The organism is Oerskovia sp. NPDC060338 (assembly GCF_042726295.1).
Taxonomy (GTDB): domain Bacteria; phylum Actinomycetota; class Actinomycetes; order Actinomycetales; family Cellulomonadaceae; genus Oerskovia; species Oerskovia merdavium.
Map to the genome: position 1 here is coordinate 201,416 of NZ_JBHXCQ010000003.1, position 18,708 is coordinate 220,123.

Sequence of the window (18,708 nt, forward strand, 5' to 3'; positions counted from 1 at the left end):
GGCACGTGGTGGGTCAGTCGCAGGTGGTGGCGTCGTAGGACGCCACGACCTCCTGCGAGCGACCGTCCTGGGTGACCACGACCGTGACCTGGCCCGCCTCGACCGCGCCAGAACGCGTCGCGAACGACGCCGACGCACTCTTGCCCGACGCCAGACCCACGAACGACCTGGACCCGAACACCGAGGACACCTTCACGTCCACCGGCAGGTCCTCACCGCTCACCGCACGCGCCGAGACCACCACCCGCCCCGCCACGCACTGCGTCCTCGCCGAGACCACCACGTCGAACTCAGGAGCCACCACGACCGCATCGCTCGCCACCGCGAACACGTGCATGTTGGTCGCGCGCGGCAGGGTGATCGTCGCGAGCGCCTTGCCCTCGGGGACGGCGACCGGAGCCGTGGCGTACAGGCCGCACCCGATGCGCTGGGTCCCCGTGCCGCTGCCGCGAGCGCCCGCCTTGGCGACGAGGATGTTCCCGGCCACGGGCGACCCCGTGCACCAGTCGCTCAGCTCGACGCGCGACGTCTGGCTCGTCCCGTCGGTGAATCCCAGGACCAGGTCGCCCCCGTGCGTGCCGTTGTTGCTCGAGCCGACCAGCGAGACCTGGCGCGCCGTGCCGATGCTCGCGCGCACGTCGAGCACCTGGCCGTTCGCGCGGACGTTGTCGGGCGCCCCCGGCTCCTCGGCCGCGAGCACGTAGCCCAGCTGCGTGCCCGGGACGAGTCCCGGCACGCCCTGGACGGCACCCTGCTCGGCGAGCAGGTCGCGCAGCAGGTAGGCCCCCTGCCCGTCGAAGTTCGCGTTGGCCGCCCCGGTGTCGCCGATCCCCACGTTGTCGAAGCTGCTGCGCAGCCACGACTCCTGCGCGACGACGACGGTCACCTCGCGGGAGACCTCGTGCCCTGCGGCGTCGGTCACGACGACCGTGACGGGGTACGCACCGGGCGCGACGCCCGGAGCGGCCGAGAGCCTCAGCGGGATCTCGCTCGTGGCCGGCAGCCCGTCCGAGACGACGGACCACGGACCCGAGCCGTCCTGGACCTGGACCGCGTCGCTCCCGGTCACCTGGATCTCGCCCGAGACCGTGCCCGGGCCCTGCGCGACGACGCTCGCCACGAGGTCGACCGTCGTGCCCGGTCGGATGACCGGGTGCGCGGTCGAGAGGCCTGCGAACAGGCGGCTCACCTCGACGTCGACACGGTCGACCGCGCCCGGCGCGGCGTCCTCGCCCGTGGCCCACGCGGTGTGCTCGGCGCTCGTGGCGAACGACAGCGTTCCGGCCGCGGTCAGCTCGGGGCCCGTGAGGTAGGCGCGGTCCACCGTGGTGTCCCCTGCGGTGACCGAGGCCGTGTAGCGGTTCTCGGTCGACGTCCCCGGTGCGGTGATGTGCAGCTCGCTCCGGGCGTAGAACGACTCGTCGAGGTCGATCCGGACGTCGTCGAACAGGGGGGTCGAGAGGCCCCACGTGTCCGTGCCCGGCACGATCGGGTAGATCCCGAGCCCCGACAGGACGTGCCACGCCGACATGGTGCCCAGGTCGTCGTTGCCCGTGACGCCGTCGGGGCCGTCGGTGAAGAGGGTCAGGGCCGCGCGCACCACGTCGTTGGTCTTCCACGGCTGCCCGGTCCACAGGTACACGTACGGCGCATGGAGGTTGGGCTCGTTGTTGGGGTTGTAGGTGTCCTGGTCGTAGTAGGAGTAGGTGCCGTTGACCCATACCTCGCGGGCCGTCTTCTCGGGGTCCACGAGCAGCTGGTCGTACGCGAAGAACGCGTCGAGCGCGTCGTTGGCGGCGTCCGTGCCGCCGATCAGGTCCACGAGGCCCGGGACGTCCTGCTGGACGAGCCACTGGTACTGGACCGCGGTGCCCTCGTGGAACCCGTCGCTCTTGGCCGGGTCGGGGTCGCCCACGAACAGGCCGTCGGCGTTGCGGGCGCGGAAGGCCCCGGTGCGCGGGTCGAACACCGAACGGTAGCTCTGGCCGCGCGCGGCGTAGCGGTCGGCGTCCTCGTCATGGCCGAGGCCGCGCGCCATGGTCGCGAGCATCGCGTCCGAGAGCGCGTACTCGAGCGTTGCCGAACCACCGTGCTGCAGGTCGTAGTCTCCGGGCTTGCCCGACCGTCCCGGCTCGTGCGGGACGAACCCGCTCGCCAGGTACGTGTCGTTGCCCGCGCGTCCGTTGAACGGCGAGTCGGCGGGGGCCATGTTGTCGGCGCTCTGCTGGAGGACCGCGTAGGCCTCCTCCTCGTGCCCTGCGAGGAGCCCCTGGCTCCACGCGCTCACGAGGAACGGCGTGGCCGGGTCGCCCGTCATGATGTTGGTCTCGACGGTCCCGTAGCCCCAGCGCGGCAGCCAGCCGCCATGCTCCGCCGCGCGCACCACGGACAGCGCCATGTCCTGCGACTCCTGCGGGGCGAGGAGCGCGAGCAGCTGCTGCTGCGTGCGGTACGTGTCCCACAGCGAGAAGTTCTGGTAGTAGGTGAAGTCCTCGGCGACGTGGACCTCCTGGTCCCAGCCGCGGTAGCGCCCGTCGACGTCGGTGCCCGTGTTGGGGGCCAGGAAGCTCCGGTAGAGCGAGGAGTAGAAGGTGCGCAGGTCGTCCTCGGCGCCGCGCTGGACGGCGACCGACCCGAGCCGCTCCTCCCACGCGGCGGTCGCGGCCGTGCGGGCCTCGTCGAACGTGCCCGCCTCGGCCTCGAGGTTCGCGGAGGCTCCCGCTGCGTCGACGTAGCTCATCGACGTGGTCGCCTCGACGTCGAGGTCGCCGCCCGTGGTGTCGAACCGGAGGTAGGCGCCCACGCGGCCGTCGCCCGTGGCGCTCGCAGCGCCCGCCGTGACGGTGCCGCCCTGCCAGGTGCCGTAGGTCGTGAAGGGGCGGTCGAACGTCGTGCGCGTGTGGATCGTGAAGGGCTGCGTGTCCTGGCAGAAGCCGCGCTGGGTGATGGTCGTCTCGACCGTGCGGTCGTCGATCACGGTCACGGTCGACCCGGTGACCCGGTTGAGGGCCTGGCCGGTGTTGATCAGCACGTTCGCCTTGTCGGTCGACGGGAACGTGTAGCGCTGGACCGCGGTGTGCTCGCCGGCCGTGAGCTCGGCGTCGATCGTGCCCGCCGACGCCTGGAGCCCCACGCGGTAGTACCCGGGCGAGGCCTCCTCGTCGTCGTGCGAGTACTGCAGGGCGTACTGCCCGTAGTCGGTCGAGGTGACGTCGCCCGTCGTGGGCAGGACGGGCAGCGTGCCGCCCAGCCCGCACCCGACACCCGAGAGGTGCACGAGCGAGAACCCGCGGATGCGGTCGCGCCCGTGGTCGTACCCGACGTTGTGGCCGTTGTCGGGCGAGAACTGCACCATGCCGAACGGGACGCTCGCCCCGGGGTAGGTGTTCCCGTCGTCCTTGGTCCCGATGAAGGGGTTGACGTACGAGACGAGGGGCTGGTCCACCGGGACGACCTCGGCCCGGACCGCGGTCGGGGCGGCCGGCGCCGCGCCCGCGGCCGGGAGAGCGGTCGCCGCAGGAACGGCCCCCACGAGGAGCGCGAGCGCCAGGGCGGTCGACGGGATCGGGCTCCGACGGTGCTGCTTCGAACGAGTTGTCGCGTGCTGACGAGGAGTCATACGGCTCGCCCTCCTGCCCACCACGGCGTGGGCTGCTCGGTGTACCCAGCGTCAGTGCTGGGCGTTCTGCACCTTTGCATGGCATGACAGCGCTGTCCACGGGAGCCATAAGGTTGCCGCCCCTCGGTGGCGCGGCACAGCCGGGCGACCACGCGACGCGGCCCACCGCCAGGCGCCCGCTCTGCGACAATGGCCACGATGAGCACCACGACCCCCACCACCCGTCCCGAGCCCGGCCTGGTTCGTCACCTGCCGGCACCGGACGGCTCGGGCACCCCCGACCCTGACGCCCTCTACGAAGGGTTCACCGAGTGGGCCACCGAGACGGGGATCGACCTCTACGCCCACCAGGACGAGGCCGTCATCGAGATCTTCTCGGGCGCGCACGTCATCCTGGCCACGCCCACGGGGTCGGGCAAGTCGCTCGTGGCGGTCGGCGCGCACTACGCGGCCCTCGCCGCGCACCGTGCAGGAACCCCCGGGCGCAGCTACTACACGGCCCCGCTCAAGGCGCTCGTGAGCGAGAAGTTCTTCGCTCTCGTCGCGGTGTTCGGGTCCGCGAACGTGGGCATGATGACGGGTGACTCGTCGGTCAACCCGACCGCACCGATCATCTGCTGCACCGCGGAGATCCTCGCGAACATCGCGCTGCGCGACGGCGCCGACGCGGACGTCGCGCAGGTCGTCATGGACGAGTTCCACTACTACGCGGACCCACAGCGCGGCTGGGCCTGGCAGGTCCCGCTCCTCGAGCTGCCCCAGGCGCAGTTCGTGCTCATGTCCGCGACGCTGGGCGACACGAGCACGTTCACCGAGGACCTCGAGACCCGCACGGGACGCCCCGTCGCCGAGGTCACGAGCGCCGAGCGTCCCGTGCCGCTCACGTTCGCCTACGTCGTCGAGCCGCTGGGCGAGGTCATCGAGGAGCTCGTCACGACGCACCGGGCGCCCGTCTACGTCGTGCACTTCACCCAGAAGGACGCGGTCGACCGCGCCCAGGCCCTGCTGAGCATCAACGTCGCGAGCCGCTCGGAGAAGGACGCGATCGCGGCCGAGCTGGGCGACTTCCGCTTCACGTCGGGGTTCGGCAGGACGCTCAGCAAGTTCCTGCGCCACGGCGTGGGCGTGCACCACGCGGGCATGCTGCCCAAGTACCGTCGCGTGGTCGAACGCCTGACCCAGGCCGGGCTGCTCAAGGTCGTGTGCGGCACCGACACCCTGGGCGTCGGCATCAACGTCCCCATCCGCACCGTCCTCATGACGAGCCTCGTGAAGTTCGACGGCGAGCGCATGCGCCACCTCACGGCACGCGAGTTCCACCAGATCGCGGGCCGCGCCGGCCGTGCGGGCTACGACACGCTCGGTGAGGTCCTCGTCATGGCCCCCGAGCACGTGATCGAGAACCGCAAGCTGCTCGCCAAGGCCGGGGACGACCCCAAGAAGCTCAAGAAGATCGTCCGCAAGAAGGCACCCGCAGGTGCGGTCAACTGGACCGACGCGACGTTCGAGCGTCTGCGCGACGCCGACCCCGAGGCCCTGACCAGCCACTTCACGGTCAACCACGCCATGGTGCTCAACGTGCTCGCGCGCGGTGACAAGGGCGAGGACCCGGTCCGAGCCATGAAGCACCTGCTCACGGCCAACCACGACACCGAGGCCCAGCGCGAGCGCCACGTGCGCCAGGTGTTCCGCATCTACCGCTCGCTGCGCGTCGCGGGCATCGTCGAGCGCGTGCGCGTGCCCGACCCGACGTACCCGAGCGGGCAGCGCCCCACGGTGCGCCTCACGGTCGACCTGCCGCGCGAGTTCGCGCTCAACCAGCCCTTGTCGCCGTTCGCGCTCGCGGCGCTCGACCTGCTCGACGTCGAGTCCCCCACGCACGCGCTCGACGTCGTCTCGGTCCTGGAGGCCACGCTGTCCGACCCGCGCCAGGTGCTCGTCGCGCAGCAGCACCGGGCCCGCGGCGAGGCCGTGGCGGCCATGAAGGCCGAGGGGTACGAGTACGAGGAGCGCATGGCGCTGCTCGAGACCATCACGTGGCCCAAGCCCCTCGCAGACCTGCTCGAGCCCGCGTTCGTCACGTACAAGCACTCGAACCCGTGGGTCTCCGACGCCGAGCTCTCGCCCAAGTCGGTCGTGCGGGACATGGTCGAGCGGGCCATGACCTTCGGAGAGTTCGTGTCCGTGTACGGCCTGGACCGCACCGAGGGCGTCGTGCTGCGCTACCTCGCGGACGCGTACCGCTCGATGCGCCAGACGATCTCCGAGGAGCACCGCACCGAGGAGGTCCAGGACATCACCGAGTGGCTGGGCGAGCTGGTGCGCGGCACCGACTCGTCGCTGCTCGACGAGTGGGAGCGCCTGGCCAACCCGGTCGACGACGACGCGGACGACGAGGTCGGCGACGGCCCGCTGTCCGGCACGGGCGCCGAGGCCCCGGTCCGCCCGGTCACGGGCAACCCGCGCTCGTTCCGCGTCCTGGTCCGCAACGCCCTGTTCCGCCGGGTCGAGCTCGCGGCGCGCGAGAACTACGACGCGCTCGAGGCCCTCGACAAGGCGAGCGGCTGGGACGGCGACGCGTGGGCCGACGCGCTCGACCCGATGTTCGAGCTGCACGGCAACGACGCGATCGGCGTGGACGCCGCGGCGCGGTCGTCGGCCCTCGTGCAGATCTTCGAGAACGGCGTGCGGCCCGACGGCGAGCGCGTCGAGCCCGGCACGTGGTTCGTCCGCCAGGTGCTCGACGACCCGGCCGGCGACCACGACTGGGCGATCAGCGCCGTCGTCGACCTCGCGGCGAGCGACGAGGCCGGGGCCGTGGTGCTGAGCGTCGTGGCGGTCGGGACGATCTGACGGGGTCTACCGGACCACGTCGTCGGCCGGGCGGCGAGGCGTGCGGGGGGACGTCGCGCTGTATCCCAGTCGCAGCACCATCTGAGGCGCCCCCGCGTCGAGGGCCGCCGTGAGCGCGGCCCGTGTGGTCGGGTTCTCCAGGACGGTCGTCGCGAACGACGCGTGCACGAAGTAGGTGGTCGCGGTCAGCAGGACGCGTTCGAGCGCCTGACCGGCGGCCAGCCAGTCGCGCACGGAGTCGCCCGGGGTCGTGAGGACCGCGAGCGTCGACCGGTGCTCGAACGCGGCCCGGTCGCTCGTGGAGTCGCCGCCGAAGTGCCGCACGGGCGCCAGCGCGTCCTCGCTGCGGGGTCCGAGCGCAGCGACCGGGATGCCGTCGGGGCGGTCGGGGTCGTTCGTCACCCAGCGCGCCTGCTCGACCCGGCCCGAGTGGTCCTTGCCGGCGGCCTCCTCTGCCTCGCGCACGAGGTCCAGCAGCACGGTCCGCTCGGGGGCCTGCGGCGCGAGCGTCACGAGCCGTGCGCCCTCGGACGTCGCAGCCTTGTCCAGGTCGTCGACGACGTCGGCGTCGAGCGGCTGGTCCTCGAACGGCACCCGGGACGTGGCACGCCGCTCGATCGCGACCGCGAGGTCGAGCTCGTCGGCGTCGGGCAGGACGCCGGGCACCAGGTCGACGCGGGCGACCAGGGCAGGGTCGGCGTCGTCGGGCAGCAGCGTCAGCACCGGACGGAAGGACTCGCGGCGCGCCGCGACGCGCAGGTTCGCGAGGAACGCGCCACAGCTGATGAGCATCTCGCGACCGGCGGGGTCGGCGTGCGTCAGTCGGCGCGAGTCGTCGGCCAGGACGTCGAGCGTGGTGCCGCGCACGCGGACCGACCACGGCTGGGTGTTGTGGACGCTGGGGGCCCGCGACGCGGCCGCGAGGATCCGTTCGATACGAGGGTCGTCGATGCTCATGTGCGTTCTCCCTGCTCCGATGCGCCCCTGACGCATCCCCTGCCGGCGGTCACCTCTGCCACCTCGAGCCTCTCAGGACGGGCCGGGGTCGGCCAGGGACGAAGGTCCTCGCGGGCCTGAGGTGCAGGTCACACGCTCGGCGCCCGGGACGGGAGCGAGCGCGTCGTGGCCCACCACGACAGGCTCGCTCCCCCGTCCTACCGTGGCCTCATGAGCGCACGCGACCAGGAGACGACACCGCACGAGGGAGAGCAGCACCAGACCGAGGGGACCGGGTCGCGGCTCAACAGGCTGCGCGCCGGGGTGCTCGGCGCGAACGACGGGATCGTCTCGACCGCGGGCGTGGTCGTGGGTGTCGCCGCCACCAGCACGTCGATCCCCGTCATCGCGACCGCGGGCGCCGCCGCGCTGCTCGCCGGGGCCTTGTCGATGGCCGCGGGCGAGTACGTCTCGGTGAGCACGCAGCGCGACACCGAGGAGGCCATGCTCGCCAAGGAGCGCCAGGAGCTCGCGACCATGCCCGACGAGGAGCTCGCCGAGCTCGCGGGGATCTACCGGGCCAAGGGGCTCACGCCCGAGCTCGCGCACGAGGTCGCCGTCCAGCTCACGGCGCACGACCCGCTCGCGGCGCACGCCGACGCCGAGCTCAACATCGACCCCGACGACCTGACCTCGCCGTGGGAGGCCGCGGTCGCCTCGATCGTCTCGTTCACGGTGGGTGGTCTGCTCCCCATGGCCGCGATCCTCCTGTCCCCCACCGCAGCACGGATCCCCGTGACGTTCGTCGCGGTCGTCCTGGCGTTGGTCCTCACGGGTTGGGGCAGCGCGAGGCTCGGGCAGTCGCCGACCCGGCGGGCCACGATCCGCACGGTCCTGGGTGGCGCGATCGCCATGGCGGTGACGTTCGGGATCGGCTCGCTCGTCGACGTGAACGTCTAGCGGAGCCCGCTCCGCGGCTCAGTGCATGAACGGCCCGAAGATGGCGGCCACCATCGCCGCTGCCCGATCGGCGTCCCCCTCCGCGATCGCCTCGACCAGCTCGTGGTGGCGACGGTGGGCCGCGTCCTCGTCCTCGTGCTCCTCGTCGCGCATGTGGACCGCGAAGACGTCGAGCATGCTGGAGTAGAGCTGCAGGTAGAGCGGGTTGTGCGTGGCCGCCACGATCGCACGGTGCAGGTCGAGGTCGGCGCCTGCCCGCTGGTCGCGGTCACCGGTCGACCAGATCGATGCGCGTCGGTCGCGCAGCTCGCGCAGCAGCTCGACGTCGGCTTCCGAGCGGCTCGATGCGGCGAGCGAGGCCGCGGTGCTGTCCAGGGCGAGGCGCAGCTCCAGGTAGTGGCGACGGCTGCCCCCGGCGAGCTGGCGTTCCAGGGTGCTCGTCAGCTCGGAGCTGGAGATGACGAAGGTGCCGCGGCCCTGCTCACGGCGCAGCAGGCCCGCGTGCACCAACGACTGGAGCGCTTCGCGGACCGTGTTCCGCCCCACCCCGAACTCCGCCACCAGGTCGGTCTCGGTCGGTATCCGTTCGCCGACCGGCCAGCGACCGGAGACCACCTCGTCGCGGAAGCGCTCGACCGCCTGGTCGATCAGACCTGCTCGACGCATCGGCCGCCGTGTGTCAGACTCACCTGGATTCATCCCATGATCCCATCATTCGCCGATCTCATCGTGGAGTTTAGCGTGACGACACTCTCTCCAGCGCGCATCCCGGTACGCCGTGGGCGCCTGACCATGTGGGCCGGCCTTGCCGTCGCGCTGACGGCGGTCAACCTCCGCACGGCCGTGACCGGATTCACCCCGCTCCTCGAGATCATGGGGTCCGACCTCGGGTTCGGGGTGGCCCTGGCGGGCCTGCTCGGGACCGTGCCTGCGGCGTCGTTCGCCGTCTTCGGGTTTCTCGCCCCGGTGGTGACGAGGAGGTTCGGGCTCGAGCGCACGGCCACGGTGGCGCTGGGCCTGACCGCCCTGTCGCTCGTGGTGCGCGCCTTCTCACCGACTCCCCTCGCGCTCGTGCTGTCGACCGTGCTGGCCCTGGCCGGGATCGGCGCCGCGAACGTCGTGATCGTCCCCCTGGTGAAGGCTTGGTTCCCCGACCGGATCGCCCTGTGGACCTCGCTCTACCTGCTCCTGATGCAGACGGGTCAGTTCGTCGCCCCGCTGCTGGCCGTCCCGGTGGCGGAGGCGACGAGCTGGCGGCTCTCGGTAGGGGTCTGGGCGGTCCCGGCCGCGCTGGCCGCGGTGGTGTGGCTCGTCCTGGCAGCGCGGCTGCCCGCCGACCACCACCGCCCGAGCGTCCCGGCGACCACGGGGGCGAGGCCGCGGATCAGCCGGTCGTCGACCGCCTGGGGTCTGGTCGTCCTGTTCGCAATGATGGCCCTGTCCAACTACGGGATCATCACCTGGGTGCCGGCCGTGCTCACCGACGCGGGCGGGAGCCCGGCCCTGGGCGGCTCCATGATCGCGCTGTACTCGGCCTGGGGCGTGGCCGCGGCGTTGGTGGTCCCGCACGTGGCCACGCGCATGGCGAACCCGTTCGTCGTGGTCGTCGCGTGCTCGGTCGTCCTGATGGCCGGCTACCTGGGCCTGATCCTCTCCCCGCTCGGCGGCACGGTGCTCTGGGTGTGCGCCCTGGGTATCGGGGTGAGCACGTTCCCGCTCTGCATGACGCTGATCAACCGCCGGACCAGGACCCCGGAGTCGGCCTCGGCCGTCTCCGGCTTCGTCCAGGGGATCGGCTACGGCCTGGCCTGCTTCGGCCCGCTGGGCCTGGGCCTTCTCCGCGAGGCGACCGGCTCGTGGACGATCCCGCTCCTCGCGCTCGCAGCGACCGTGGTCCCCGGAGTGGTCGCCGGCTGGTTCGCCTGCCGTCCACGCTTCGTGGAGGACTCGGCGACACGGCCGGAGCCCGCCTCCGCTCCTTCGCCGCCGCCGGAGACGCGCGCCTAGGGGGCACAATCTCCCTGTGGCCAAGAAGCAGAAGTCCTCCCCCCACGCAGGCACCCCCGCGCTCGTCGCGCTCGAGAAGGCCGGGGTCCCGCACACCGTCCACCCCTACGAGCACGACCCGTCGTCCGACCTGAGCTACGGGCTCGAGGCGGCGGCCGCGATCGGCATCCCGGCCGAGCAGGTGTTCAAGACCCTGGTCACCTCGGTCGACGGGACGCTCGTCGTGGGCGTCGTGCCCGTGGACCGCAAGCTCGACCTCAAGGCGCTCGCCCACGCGGCGGGCGGCAAGAAGGCCGCGATGGCCGAGCAGTCCGCGGCCGAGCGCGCGACCGGGTACGTGGTGGGCGGCATCTCGCCCCTGGGCCAGCGCCAGCGGCTGCGCACCGTGATCGACGAGTCGGCACTGGCGTTCGACGCCGTCTACGTCTCGGGCGGGCGCCGCGGGCTCGACGTGGGCCTGGCCCCCGCGGACCTGGTCTCCCTCACGGGCGCGGTGACAGCACCCATCGCTCGCGACTGACGGGCCCGTCCTCGGCCGCCCTGGCGCTGCCCTCCGACGGGTAACACTGTCTCAGCATGTGCGACGGGCCTTCCGGTCCGTGGACACCGTTCCTAGAGTGACGAACGTGCCCGAGCGGTACCCACCGCGCCGGCACGCACGTCTCAGCCCGACCCCGCCCGCGCCGTCCTGCGTGCATCCCCGCCGCCGCCCTGCCAGCCCATGAGCCTCAGGAGGACATCATGTCCGCACCCCTCGACACGACCGAGAAGATCGCCGCCTACGCCCACCCCGACCGCCTCGTCTCCACGGACTGGCTCGCCGAGCACCTGCACGACGAGAACGTCGTCGTCGTCGAGTCCGACGAGGACGTGCTGCTCTACGAGACCAGGCACATCCCGGGCGCGGTCAAGGTCGACTGGCACACCGACCTCAACGACCCCGACCTGCGCGACTACCTCGACGGCAAGGGCTTCGCCCAGCTGCTCGGCTCCAAGGGCATCTCGCGCGACACCACGGTCGTCCTGTACGGCGACAAGAACAACTGGTGGGCCGCGTACTCGGCATGGGTCTTCACGCTGTTCGGCCACGAGGACGTCCGCCTCCTCGACGGCGGGCGCGGCAAGTGGATCGCCGAGGCCCGCGAGACCACGACCGACGTCCCCACGCCCGAGCCCGTCGAGTACCCCGTGGTCGAGCGCGACGACGAGACGATCCGCGCCTTCAAGGAGGACGTGCTCGCTCACCTGGGCAACGGCCCGCTGGTCGACATCCGTTCGCCCCAGGAGTTCACGGGCGAGCGCCTGCACATCCCGGACTACCCCGAGGAGGGCGTGCTGCGCGGCGGTCACATCCCCACCGCGCGCAACGTCCCGTGGGCGACCGCGGTCGCCGAGGACGGCACCTACAAGTCGCGCGAGGAGCTCGAGGCGATCTACCAGGAGGGCGGCCTGGGACTGTCGACCGACGACGAGGTCATCACCTACTGCCGCATCGGCGAGCGTTCGAGCCACACGTGGTTCGCGCTGACGTACCTGCTCGGCTTCGACAAGGTCCGCAACTACGACGGCTCGTGGACCGAGTGGGGCAACGCGGTCCGCGTCCCGATCGTCAAGGGCACCGAGCCGGGCGAGGTCCCCGCGCGCCTCTGAGGTGATGCCCCGCACGGGGCGCTCTCCTGGTGCCCGACGGCGGTGGGCCGGGTCCGCGACCCGGCCCACCGCCGTCGGGCATCCCTCGTCCTCACCGCAGGACGCCCGGGGCGGCGCCGGCCGGCCACCCCGGGCTCCACCGCTCAGACCCTGCGCACGACCGGCGGGACCCAGCGACCGTCGAGCGCCTCGGGCCGCGGCGCGTAGAGGCGCATCGTCACGCCCACGGGTCCCCGCGGGGCGGGGAGCCAGTTGGACTCGCGGTCCGCGCCGGGGCTCTCGTGCTGGAGGTAGAGGTCGAGCGAACCGTCCGCCCCGTACCGCAGGTCGTCGCGGTCACCGAGCGCGAACCGGTCCAGGGCGTTGGCGACCTGGAACCCCTCGGCGTCGTACATCGTGACCGACCAGAAGGCCTCCGCGGGCGGGAGCTGGTCGGCGTCGAAGTGCAGCACGTAGTCGTGGTCGCCGTTCACGGCCTCCCCGTCCGCGTCCTCGACGAGGAAGGGGTAGATCGCGTCCTCGACCGGGTTCGCCCCGAGCCCTACGAGCGTGATGAACGCCCGCTGGAGGTAGTAGTTGCCGTAGACGCCCATCGGCTGCCGGAAGAGCGACCACCCGTTCGCCGCGATCCCCAGCGTCGCCTGCGACGCACCCAGCAGCTCCCGCGCGCTCGCGGCGCCCGCCTCGATCTCGACGATCTCGGCCTCGTCGAACTGACCGGGGTCGAACTCGTCGCCCGGGACGATGCCCAGCGCACCGATGCGCGCGAGCACCGAGAAGTCCGTGGGGTGCGGCGGGTTGGTGTCGAGCAGACGGGTCGCGTAGGTGAAGAAGTCGACCGCGCTGAGGGCGTCGACCTGCCGCAGGGGCTCGGTCCGCGTGTCCGCGGTCGGGTCGATCACGAACGGCGGACGGTCGCCCAGCGCGCGCACGCTCATGCCGTCCTGCACCGCGTGCACGGCCGGGTAGTCCGCGGGGCCGTTCGTCTGGATACGACCGATGGCCCACACGTGCGGGGTCGGCGCGACGATCAGCGCGACCTCCTCGGGAAGGTCGTCGTAGAACTCGGTGAGGTCGCCCTCGTAGTCGGGCCCCACGACCAGGTAGTCGCCCGCGCCCGTCCCCGTGGTCCGCTTGCCGATCGTCGCGAACACGTCGGTCCACATGTCCAGCAGGGGCAGCATGTAGTAACGGTCGTCGGTGTCCGGGACGTGCAGCAGCACCGGCCCGTCGGTCAGGTCGAGCCACAGGTTCGCGTAGAGCGTGTCGAAGTTGGGTCGGACGACCGCACGGAAGTCCGCGGGTGGGAACGCGCGCAGGTGATGGAACGTGTTGGGCGGCCCGAACCCCGGGCGGACCCCCGCCTCCACGTTGGTGCCCTGGCGACGCGTCAGGTCCATGGTCACGAGCGGGTAGAGATAGAGGTAGGCCTCGTGGCTCAACGTGCGCAGGTCGTTCGACAGCTTTCCCATGACTCTCCGTCCCTCCGCGCCGGGGGTCGGCGCGCTCGGGCCCAACGTATCCACGGGCGTCGGGCGGTGCGCGGCGAGGGCGGGCGAACTCTCGAGGGTCGCGCGCCGCGGCCGTCCGCAGGGCGGGCGCGGGCTGCCGGTGGACGCCCCCGGGTGGGAAGATCGACGGATGACTGACGACGCCACGACCGAGCTGCCCCCGGTCCTCGCCGAGATCCGCGACGACTTCCTCGCGCTCGGCGAGCGCGACCGGCTCCAGCTCCTGCTGGAGTTCTCGCGCGAGCTGCCCGACCTGCCCGCGCGCTACCAGAACGCCCCGGGACTGCTCGAGCGCGTCGAGGAGTGCCAGTCCCCGGTCCGCGCGTTCGCCGAGGTCGAGGCCGACGGCGTCCACCTGTACGCGACCGCACCGGCCGAGGCCCCCACGACCCGCGGGTTCGCCTCGATCCTGGCCCAGGGACTCGAGGGCCTGACGCCCGAGCAGGCCCTCGCCGTGCCCGACGACTACCCGTTCACGATCGGGCTGACCAACGCGGTGAGCCCTCTGCGCCTCAACGGCATGACCGGCATCCTGCTGCGCGCCAAGCGCCAGATCCGCGACCAGGTCGCGGCGGGCTGAGGTCGCAGGCTCGCGGGGCGGATCGGTCCTGTGCTCTGATCGACCGTGCCGTCGCCGCGCCGAACGCCGTGGCCGGCCGGCTCGCTCAGCCGCGGGTCACGCCTGGCCGCCCGCGGACTTCGCGTCGAAGCCCTCGCGATGCCCCTGGATCTCGTCGGTGTTCTCCATGGCCCACCGGACCAGGGCGAGCACCGGCGGGAGCAGCGTGCGACCGAGCTCCGTGAGCTCGTAGTCGACTCGCGGCGGGACCACGGCGTGAACGGTCCTGCTCACGAGCCCGTCGCGCTCGAGCTGGCGCAGGTTGAGCGTCAGCATGCGCTGGGAGATCCCGCTGATCCCGTGCAGGAGCTCGGTGAACCGCAGCGGCCCGCTCGAGAGCGTGCCGAGGATGAGGACGCTCCACTTGTCGCCGACCCGGTCGAGCACGCGCCGGACCTCGCTGGTCGCGTGGTCGGCGCCGCAACCGCCACCGTCGGGAAGTGGCACGTGCAGACCGTCAGGACCCGGCACGTGGAGCGCGCGGGGCCGTGGCACGTGCTGAGCGTCGGGACCTGGCGCCTGGTGGGCGCCGGAGGCCGTCGCGGTCATGGGTTCTCCGTTTCCTGACTCACCGGGAACACCGGTGTGCCTTTTGTAGACCTTCTTCAGGTTACCCATGATGTCCTCCGGCACAAAAGGTGACTGACCAGACGGACAGTGACCCACGGACCTCCCCACCGTGGCGCGACCCGCGCCACCGACCTCGAAGGAAACCCATGAACATCGCCCTCTGGATCGCCGCTGGACTGCTCGCCGTCGCCTTCGCCGGTGCGGGCTTCATGAAGCTCACCACCCCGGCCGACAAGCTCATGGAGAAGATGCGCTGGGTCACGCCCGGCCGTCTCGCAGCCACCCGCGCCCTCGGTGCGCTCGAGCTGCTGGGCGCGATCGGCCTGATCCTGCCAGTCCTGACCGGGATCGCCCCCATCCTGACCCCGATCGCCGCCGTCGGCCTCGCCGTCACGCAGATCGGCGCGATCCCCCTGCACGTCCGCCTGGGCGAGAAGCAGTCCGTGCCGGTCAACACCGTCCTGCTGCTGCTCGCGGTGTTCGTCGCCGTGGGGCGCTTCGCGGGCTGGGGCGCGTGACGCCGTCGGGCCGATGACGACGCGCGCCGCGCGCCGAGCGCGAGGGACCGACGACGGATCGGTCCTCGCGCTCGCCGCCCTCGCTCCGGCCCCGCCGGCCGCCCGGCCGGGCCTCAGGCGTCGGCGCGCAGCGCGAGCCTGCGCGCCAGGACCGCGCACACGATGAGCTGGAGCTGGTGGAAGACGATCACTGGCACCGCCACGGTGCCCGCGACCGCGACGGGGAAGAGCACCGCGGCCATGGGCAGGCCCGTGGCCAGGCTCTTCTTGGACCCGCACATGAGCAGCGCGATCCGGTCCTCGACACCGAGCCGCAGCCCGGCGCCGCCCCACCACGTGACCGCGAGCATGACGACCAGGATCAAGGCGCTGATCCCGACGAGCGCGACGATCGTCCACGCCGAGATCCCGGCCCACACCCCCGCGCTCGTCGCCGCGGCGACCGCCCCGAAGACCACGATCAGGATCGTGCCCCGGTCCACGGACAGCGTGAGCCACCGCCTGGCCCGGATCCACCGGCCGACGAACGGCTGCAGGAGCTGGCCGACGACGAACGGGGCGAGCAGGCGCACCAGGACGTCGCGCAACCCGCTCAGCCCGCCCGTCGCACCGCTCGACGACATGAACCACAGGACCAGCAGCGGCGTCACGACCATGCCCACGACGTTCGAGACCGTGGCCCCGCAGATCGCTCCGGCGATGTTCCCGCGCGCGACCGAGGTGAACGCCACGGACGACTGGACGGTCGAGGGCAGCAACGACAGGAAGAGGATGCCCGCCGCGAGCGGCGCGCCGACCAGCGGCGTCACGGCCCACGAGACCGCGAGGCCGACGAGCGGGAAGACGACGTAGGTCGAGGCGAGGATGCCGCCCTGGAGCCGGACGTTCTTCAGGCCCGCCCACACCTCGGTAGTCGACAGGCGCATGCCGTAGACGAGGAAGAGGACCGCGACCGCGACGTCCGCGACCGCGTCCACGACGCGCTGGGCCTCTGCGGGGACCGGGACCACGAGCCCCAGGACCATGGTCGCGACGAGCGCCACGATGAACGGATCGACCCACTGCTTGAGAACCTGGCGCACGAGGGTCGAGTCTAGGTGTCGCCCGAGGCGACAGCGTCGGCGTGCCAGGACCGGCGGGACGTCGAGGCCCCGCCGGTCCTGGCTCGTCGCTCCGAGCGCCCGACCGGGTTAGTGGTGCGCGTGCCCCTGGTAGCGGTGGAGCGCGGCCTGCGCGTGCTCGGGCACGCTGCCGTCCTTGTCGGCGACCAGGAAGATCCCGCCCATGCCCATGTCGGAGTGGGACTGCACGTGGCAGTGGACCATCCACGCGCCGGGGCCGACCTTCTCGCCCGCGATCACCTGGAACCCGAACGAGTCGCCCGGGTTGAGGTCGCGCGTGTCGATGACCTGGGTCGGGTCGTTCGGACCCGTGAGATAGCCCGTGCGGTTGTTCGCCCACCGGTGCGCGTGCAGGTGGAAGGTGTGGAACGCGTTGCCGTGGCCGATCGCCACGAACTCGACCCGCTCGCCCTCGTTCGCCTCGAACACGGGCACGTTCGGCGCGACCTGGTTGTTGATCGACATCCCGTTGAACGCGACCGTGTACTGGCGGTCCGGCAGGACGTCTCCCTTGCGCCGGACGATGAGAGCGCCGTACATGCCGACCTTGACGCCCTCGGTGCCGTGGTCCGTGCCCAGCGCGTGGTCGTGATAGTGCCAGTAGCCGGCGCTCCCGGGCATCCACTGGCCGCCCTTGGTCGTGTACGCGGCGTGGGTGCGCCACACGTAGGTCCGCGACTGGCCGGGCTCGTTGAACGACGCGTTGAGCGGGCTGCCGTCGGAGTCGTGGCTGTAGCTCACGCCGTGCGCGTGCAGCGAGAGCCGCTTGTCGGTGGTGTTGACCAGGGTGATCTCGAAGGTCTCGCCCTCCCACATCTCGAGGGTCGGCCCCGGGACCGTGGCCTTGCCGGGCTCGAGCCCGTAGCCGACGAGGCCGCCGGGCAGCGCCTCGGCGTACATCGTCAGGCGGCGGACCTTGTTCTTGTCCGGCTTGCCCTTGTCCTTGTCGGGCTTGCCGTGGTTCCCGTTGCCGTGCGCCGCGGCGGGAGCCGCGCCGAGGCCGAGCGCCGTGGGCGCCACGAGGCTCGCGACCGTCCCGGCCAGCATCGACCGGCGCGAGATCTGTCGCTTGAGCAGTCCGTCGGGGGCGGCGGTGTCCTGCGTCATGGTTCTCCCTCTCCTCTGCCCGCCGACCCGGACCGTGGGGATCCGGCAGCGGTCAGGTATTCGTCGTCGAATCCCTGCGCGCTCGCACCGGTGACCCCGCGCGCCCTGCGGGCACGTGAGGTCGAACGGGCGAGCCGTGTCTGCACGCGGGCTGCGTGACCGATCCCGTGGCCCACGACGTCGTGGGCCCTGACCTCGGCCCGGCCCCGCGGTGGCGGGGTCCCGGTGCACGCCCGACCCTAGGGAGACTTCTGACAAGCGTCAAGCAGAAGTAGAAGGTTCACCCTTTTTGTTTTGCGATTCGCAACCCGAAAGGGGCCAAGAGTCAGACCGGGCGAGCCCGCGAGGGCAGGCCCGGCACGTCGCCGATCAGAAGAGCGTGTACCCGCCGTCGACCGTCACGACGGCCCCCGTCATGAAGCTCGACGCCTCGCTCGCGAGCATGACCACGACCGGCCCCAGCTCGGCGGGGGTGCCCCACCGCTTCATCGCGGCGGGGGCCACGCAGTCGTCGTAGTACTCGGGCTGGTCCACGGGCGACGCCTCGGTCAGGATGTAGCCGGGCGCGATCGCGTTGACCCGGATCCCGTGCGGCGCCCACTCGGCCGCGAGCCCCTTGGTCAGCTGGTGCACCGCGGCCTTCGACGCCAGGTACGCGGGCTGCCACCGCGGACGGTTGACGATCTGCGCGGACATCGACCCCACGTTGACGATCGCCCCGCCCCGACCCTCCGCGACCATCTGTCGGGCCACGGCGCGCGAGCAGTACCAGACGCCGTCGAGGTTCGTCGCGAGCGTGCGGTGCCACACGTCGTCCTCGATCTCGAGGGCCGCTCCCCCGATCGAGATCCCCGCGTTGTTGACGAGCACGTCGACACCGCCGCCCTCGCGCCCGACCTGCGCCACGACGTCGTCGACCTGCTCGCGGTCCGTGACGTCGAGCTCGTAGCCGTGCGCCGCGAGCCCCAGTGCCCGCAGCTCGTCGGCCGCCGCCTGCGCGGCGTCGAGCGTCGTCGCCGTCAGCGCGACCTGCGCCCCCGCCTCCCCCAGCGCCTGCGCGAGCCCGCGCCCGATCCCGCGGCTCGCGCCCGTGACGAGCGCCGTGCGGCCGGCGAGGGAGAACGTGTCGAGGACAGCCATGTCGGTCCGATCCGGGGGTCAGAGGAAGTTCAGCAGGTGGAGAGGGGACAGAGCTCGAGGGATGCACGACGACGGCGCCGCCCCGCGAGGGACGGCG

At 72.0% G+C, this 18,708-nt stretch carries 15 protein-coding genes; 7 read left to right on the forward strand and 8 right to left on the reverse strand.

What is annotated here, in order from left to right:
* Window positions 1-13: 13 nt before the first annotated feature.
* Complete coding sequence (locus tag ACFWGN_RS05025) at window positions 14-3,619, reverse strand: GH92 family glycosyl hydrolase (RefSeq protein ID WP_225220199.1); 3,606 nt, start codon at window positions 3,617-3,619, stop codon at window positions 14-16.
* A gap of 198 nt (window positions 3,620-3,817) precedes the next feature.
* Here ACFWGN_RS05025 and ACFWGN_RS05030 point away from each other — a divergent pair, with 198 nt between their 5' ends.
* Window positions 3,818-6,472 (forward strand): RNA helicase, encoded by a 2,655-nt coding sequence (locus tag ACFWGN_RS05030; protein ID WP_191802921.1) that lies wholly within the window; start codon window positions 3,818-3,820, stop codon window positions 6,470-6,472.
* 6 nt (window positions 6,473-6,478) lie between these two features.
* Here ACFWGN_RS05030 and ACFWGN_RS05035 read toward each other — a convergent pair whose 3' ends face one another.
* On the reverse strand, window positions 6,479-7,429 hold the full coding sequence (locus tag ACFWGN_RS05035) for an Acg family FMN-binding oxidoreductase (protein WP_377615960.1): 951 nt from the start codon (window positions 7,427-7,429) through the stop codon (window positions 6,479-6,481).
* Window positions 7,430-7,639: 210 nt separating this feature from the next.
* Between ACFWGN_RS05035 and ACFWGN_RS05040 the strand changes: the two genes are divergently transcribed.
* Complete coding sequence (locus tag ACFWGN_RS05040) at window positions 7,640-8,368, forward strand: VIT family protein (RefSeq protein WP_377615961.1); 729 nt, start codon at window positions 7,640-7,642, stop codon at window positions 8,366-8,368.
* Between the two features lie 18 nt (window positions 8,369-8,386).
* Here ACFWGN_RS05040 and ACFWGN_RS05045 read toward each other — a convergent pair whose 3' ends face one another.
* Window positions 8,387-9,034 carry a FadR/GntR family transcriptional regulator gene (locus ACFWGN_RS05045; RefSeq protein ID WP_377615963.1) on the reverse strand — a complete coding sequence of 216 codons (648 nt, stop codon included), beginning with the start codon at window positions 9,032-9,034 and terminating at the stop codon, window positions 8,387-8,389.
* 75 nt (window positions 9,035-9,109) lie between these two features.
* Here ACFWGN_RS05045 and ACFWGN_RS05050 point away from each other — a divergent pair, with 75 nt between their 5' ends.
* The 3 genes from ACFWGN_RS05050 to ACFWGN_RS05060 all read left to right on the forward strand — a co-directional run bounded on the left by ACFWGN_RS05050 (window position 9,110) and on the right by ACFWGN_RS05060 (window position 12,025).
* Complete coding sequence (locus ACFWGN_RS05050) at window positions 9,110-10,375, forward strand: MFS transporter (protein WP_377615964.1); 1,266 nt, start codon at window positions 9,110-9,112, stop codon at window positions 10,373-10,375.
* 16 nt (window positions 10,376-10,391) lie between these two features.
* Window positions 10,392-10,895: a Cys-tRNA(Pro) deacylase gene (gene ybaK, locus ACFWGN_RS05055; protein WP_377615965.1), complete on the forward strand. Its 504-nt coding sequence runs from the start codon at window positions 10,392-10,394 to the stop codon at window positions 10,893-10,895.
* Between the two features lie 221 nt (window positions 10,896-11,116).
* Window positions 11,117-12,025 carry a sulfurtransferase gene (locus ACFWGN_RS05060; RefSeq protein ID WP_377615966.1) on the forward strand — a complete coding sequence of 303 codons (909 nt, stop codon included), beginning with the start codon at window positions 11,117-11,119 and terminating at the stop codon, window positions 12,023-12,025.
* A 143-nt stretch (window positions 12,026-12,168) separates the two neighbouring features.
* On the opposite strand, the gene ACFWGN_RS05065 is transcribed toward ACFWGN_RS05060, so the two are convergent.
* Window positions 12,169-13,497 carry a DUF1254 domain-containing protein gene (locus ACFWGN_RS05065; protein WP_377615967.1) on the reverse strand — a complete coding sequence of 443 codons (1,329 nt, stop codon included), beginning with the start codon at window positions 13,495-13,497 and terminating at the stop codon, window positions 12,169-12,171.
* Between the two features lie 169 nt (window positions 13,498-13,666).
* Here ACFWGN_RS05065 and ACFWGN_RS05070 point away from each other — a divergent pair, with 169 nt between their 5' ends.
* Complete coding sequence (locus tag ACFWGN_RS05070) at window positions 13,667-14,116, forward strand: SufE family protein (protein WP_056647981.1); 450 nt, start codon at window positions 13,667-13,669, stop codon at window positions 14,114-14,116.
* Window positions 14,117-14,212: 96 nt separating this feature from the next.
* On the opposite strand, the gene ACFWGN_RS05075 is transcribed toward ACFWGN_RS05070, so the two are convergent.
* On the reverse strand, window positions 14,213-14,602 hold the full coding sequence (locus ACFWGN_RS05075) for a winged helix-turn-helix transcriptional regulator (protein ID WP_377615968.1): 390 nt from the start codon (window positions 14,600-14,602) through the stop codon (window positions 14,213-14,215).
* A gap of 269 nt (window positions 14,603-14,871) precedes the next feature.
* On the opposite strand from ACFWGN_RS05075, the gene ACFWGN_RS05080 reads away from it, so the two are divergent.
* Window positions 14,872-15,243, forward strand: a complete 372-nt coding sequence (locus ACFWGN_RS05080) for a DoxX family protein (RefSeq protein WP_377615969.1) — start codon at window positions 14,872-14,874, stop codon at window positions 15,241-15,243.
* 113 nt (window positions 15,244-15,356) lie between these two features.
* Here ACFWGN_RS05080 and ACFWGN_RS05085 read toward each other — a convergent pair whose 3' ends face one another.
* The 3 genes from ACFWGN_RS05085 to ACFWGN_RS05095 form a co-directional block, all read right to left on the reverse strand.
* Window positions 15,357-16,325, reverse strand: a complete 969-nt coding sequence (locus ACFWGN_RS05085) for a bile acid:sodium symporter family protein (RefSeq protein ID WP_377615970.1) — start codon at window positions 16,323-16,325, stop codon at window positions 15,357-15,359.
* Window positions 16,326-16,433: 108 nt separating this feature from the next.
* The gene (locus tag ACFWGN_RS05090; RefSeq protein ID WP_377615971.1) at window positions 16,434-17,471 is read right to left on the reverse strand and encodes a multicopper oxidase domain-containing protein; all 1,038 of its coding nucleotides are present in this window, start codon (window positions 17,469-17,471) and stop codon (window positions 16,434-16,436) included.
* A 369-nt stretch (window positions 17,472-17,840) separates the two neighbouring features.
* Window positions 17,841-18,611: an SDR family NAD(P)-dependent oxidoreductase gene (locus ACFWGN_RS05095; protein WP_377615973.1), complete on the reverse strand. Its 771-nt coding sequence runs from the start codon at window positions 18,609-18,611 to the stop codon at window positions 17,841-17,843.
* Between the last annotated feature and the right edge of the window lie 97 nt (window positions 18,612-18,708).

What these genes read in the sequence shown, in the direction of transcription:
- ACFWGN_RS05060 (WP_377615966.1), top strand. Translation starts at nt 11,117, where the DNA reads ATGTCCGCACCCCTCGACACGACCGAGAAGATCGCCGCCTACGCCCAC.
- ACFWGN_RS05035 (WP_377615960.1), bottom strand. Translation starts at nt 7,429, where the DNA reads ATGAGCATCGACGACCCTCGTATCGAACGGATCCTCGCGGCCGCGTCG.
- ACFWGN_RS05030 (WP_191802921.1), top strand. Translation starts at nt 3,818, where the DNA reads ATGAGCACCACGACCCCCACCACCCGTCCCGAGCCCGGCCTGGTTCGT.
- ACFWGN_RS05070 (WP_056647981.1), top strand. Translation starts at nt 13,667, where the DNA reads ATGACTGACGACGCCACGACCGAGCTGCCCCCGGTCCTCGCCGAGATC.
- ACFWGN_RS05040 (WP_377615961.1), top strand. Translation starts at nt 7,640, where the DNA reads ATGAGCGCACGCGACCAGGAGACGACACCGCACGAGGGAGAGCAGCAC.
- ACFWGN_RS05045 (WP_377615963.1), bottom strand. Translation starts at nt 9,034, where the DNA reads ATGCGTCGAGCAGGTCTGATCGACCAGGCGGTCGAGCGCTTCCGCGAC.
- ACFWGN_RS05095 (WP_377615973.1), bottom strand. Translation starts at nt 18,611, where the DNA reads ATGGCTGTCCTCGACACGTTCTCCCTCGCCGGCCGCACGGCGCTCGTC.
- ACFWGN_RS05090 (WP_377615971.1), bottom strand. Translation starts at nt 17,471, where the DNA reads ATGACGCAGGACACCGCCGCCCCCGACGGACTGCTCAAGCGACAGATC.
- ACFWGN_RS05025 (WP_225220199.1), bottom strand. Translation starts at nt 3,619, where the DNA reads ATGACTCCTCGTCAGCACGCGACAACTCGTTCGAAGCAGCACCGTCGG.
- ACFWGN_RS05065 (WP_377615967.1), bottom strand. Translation starts at nt 13,497, where the DNA reads ATGGGAAAGCTGTCGAACGACCTGCGCACGTTGAGCCACGAGGCCTAC.
- ACFWGN_RS05080 (WP_377615969.1), top strand. Translation starts at nt 14,872, where the DNA reads ATGAACATCGCCCTCTGGATCGCCGCTGGACTGCTCGCCGTCGCCTTC.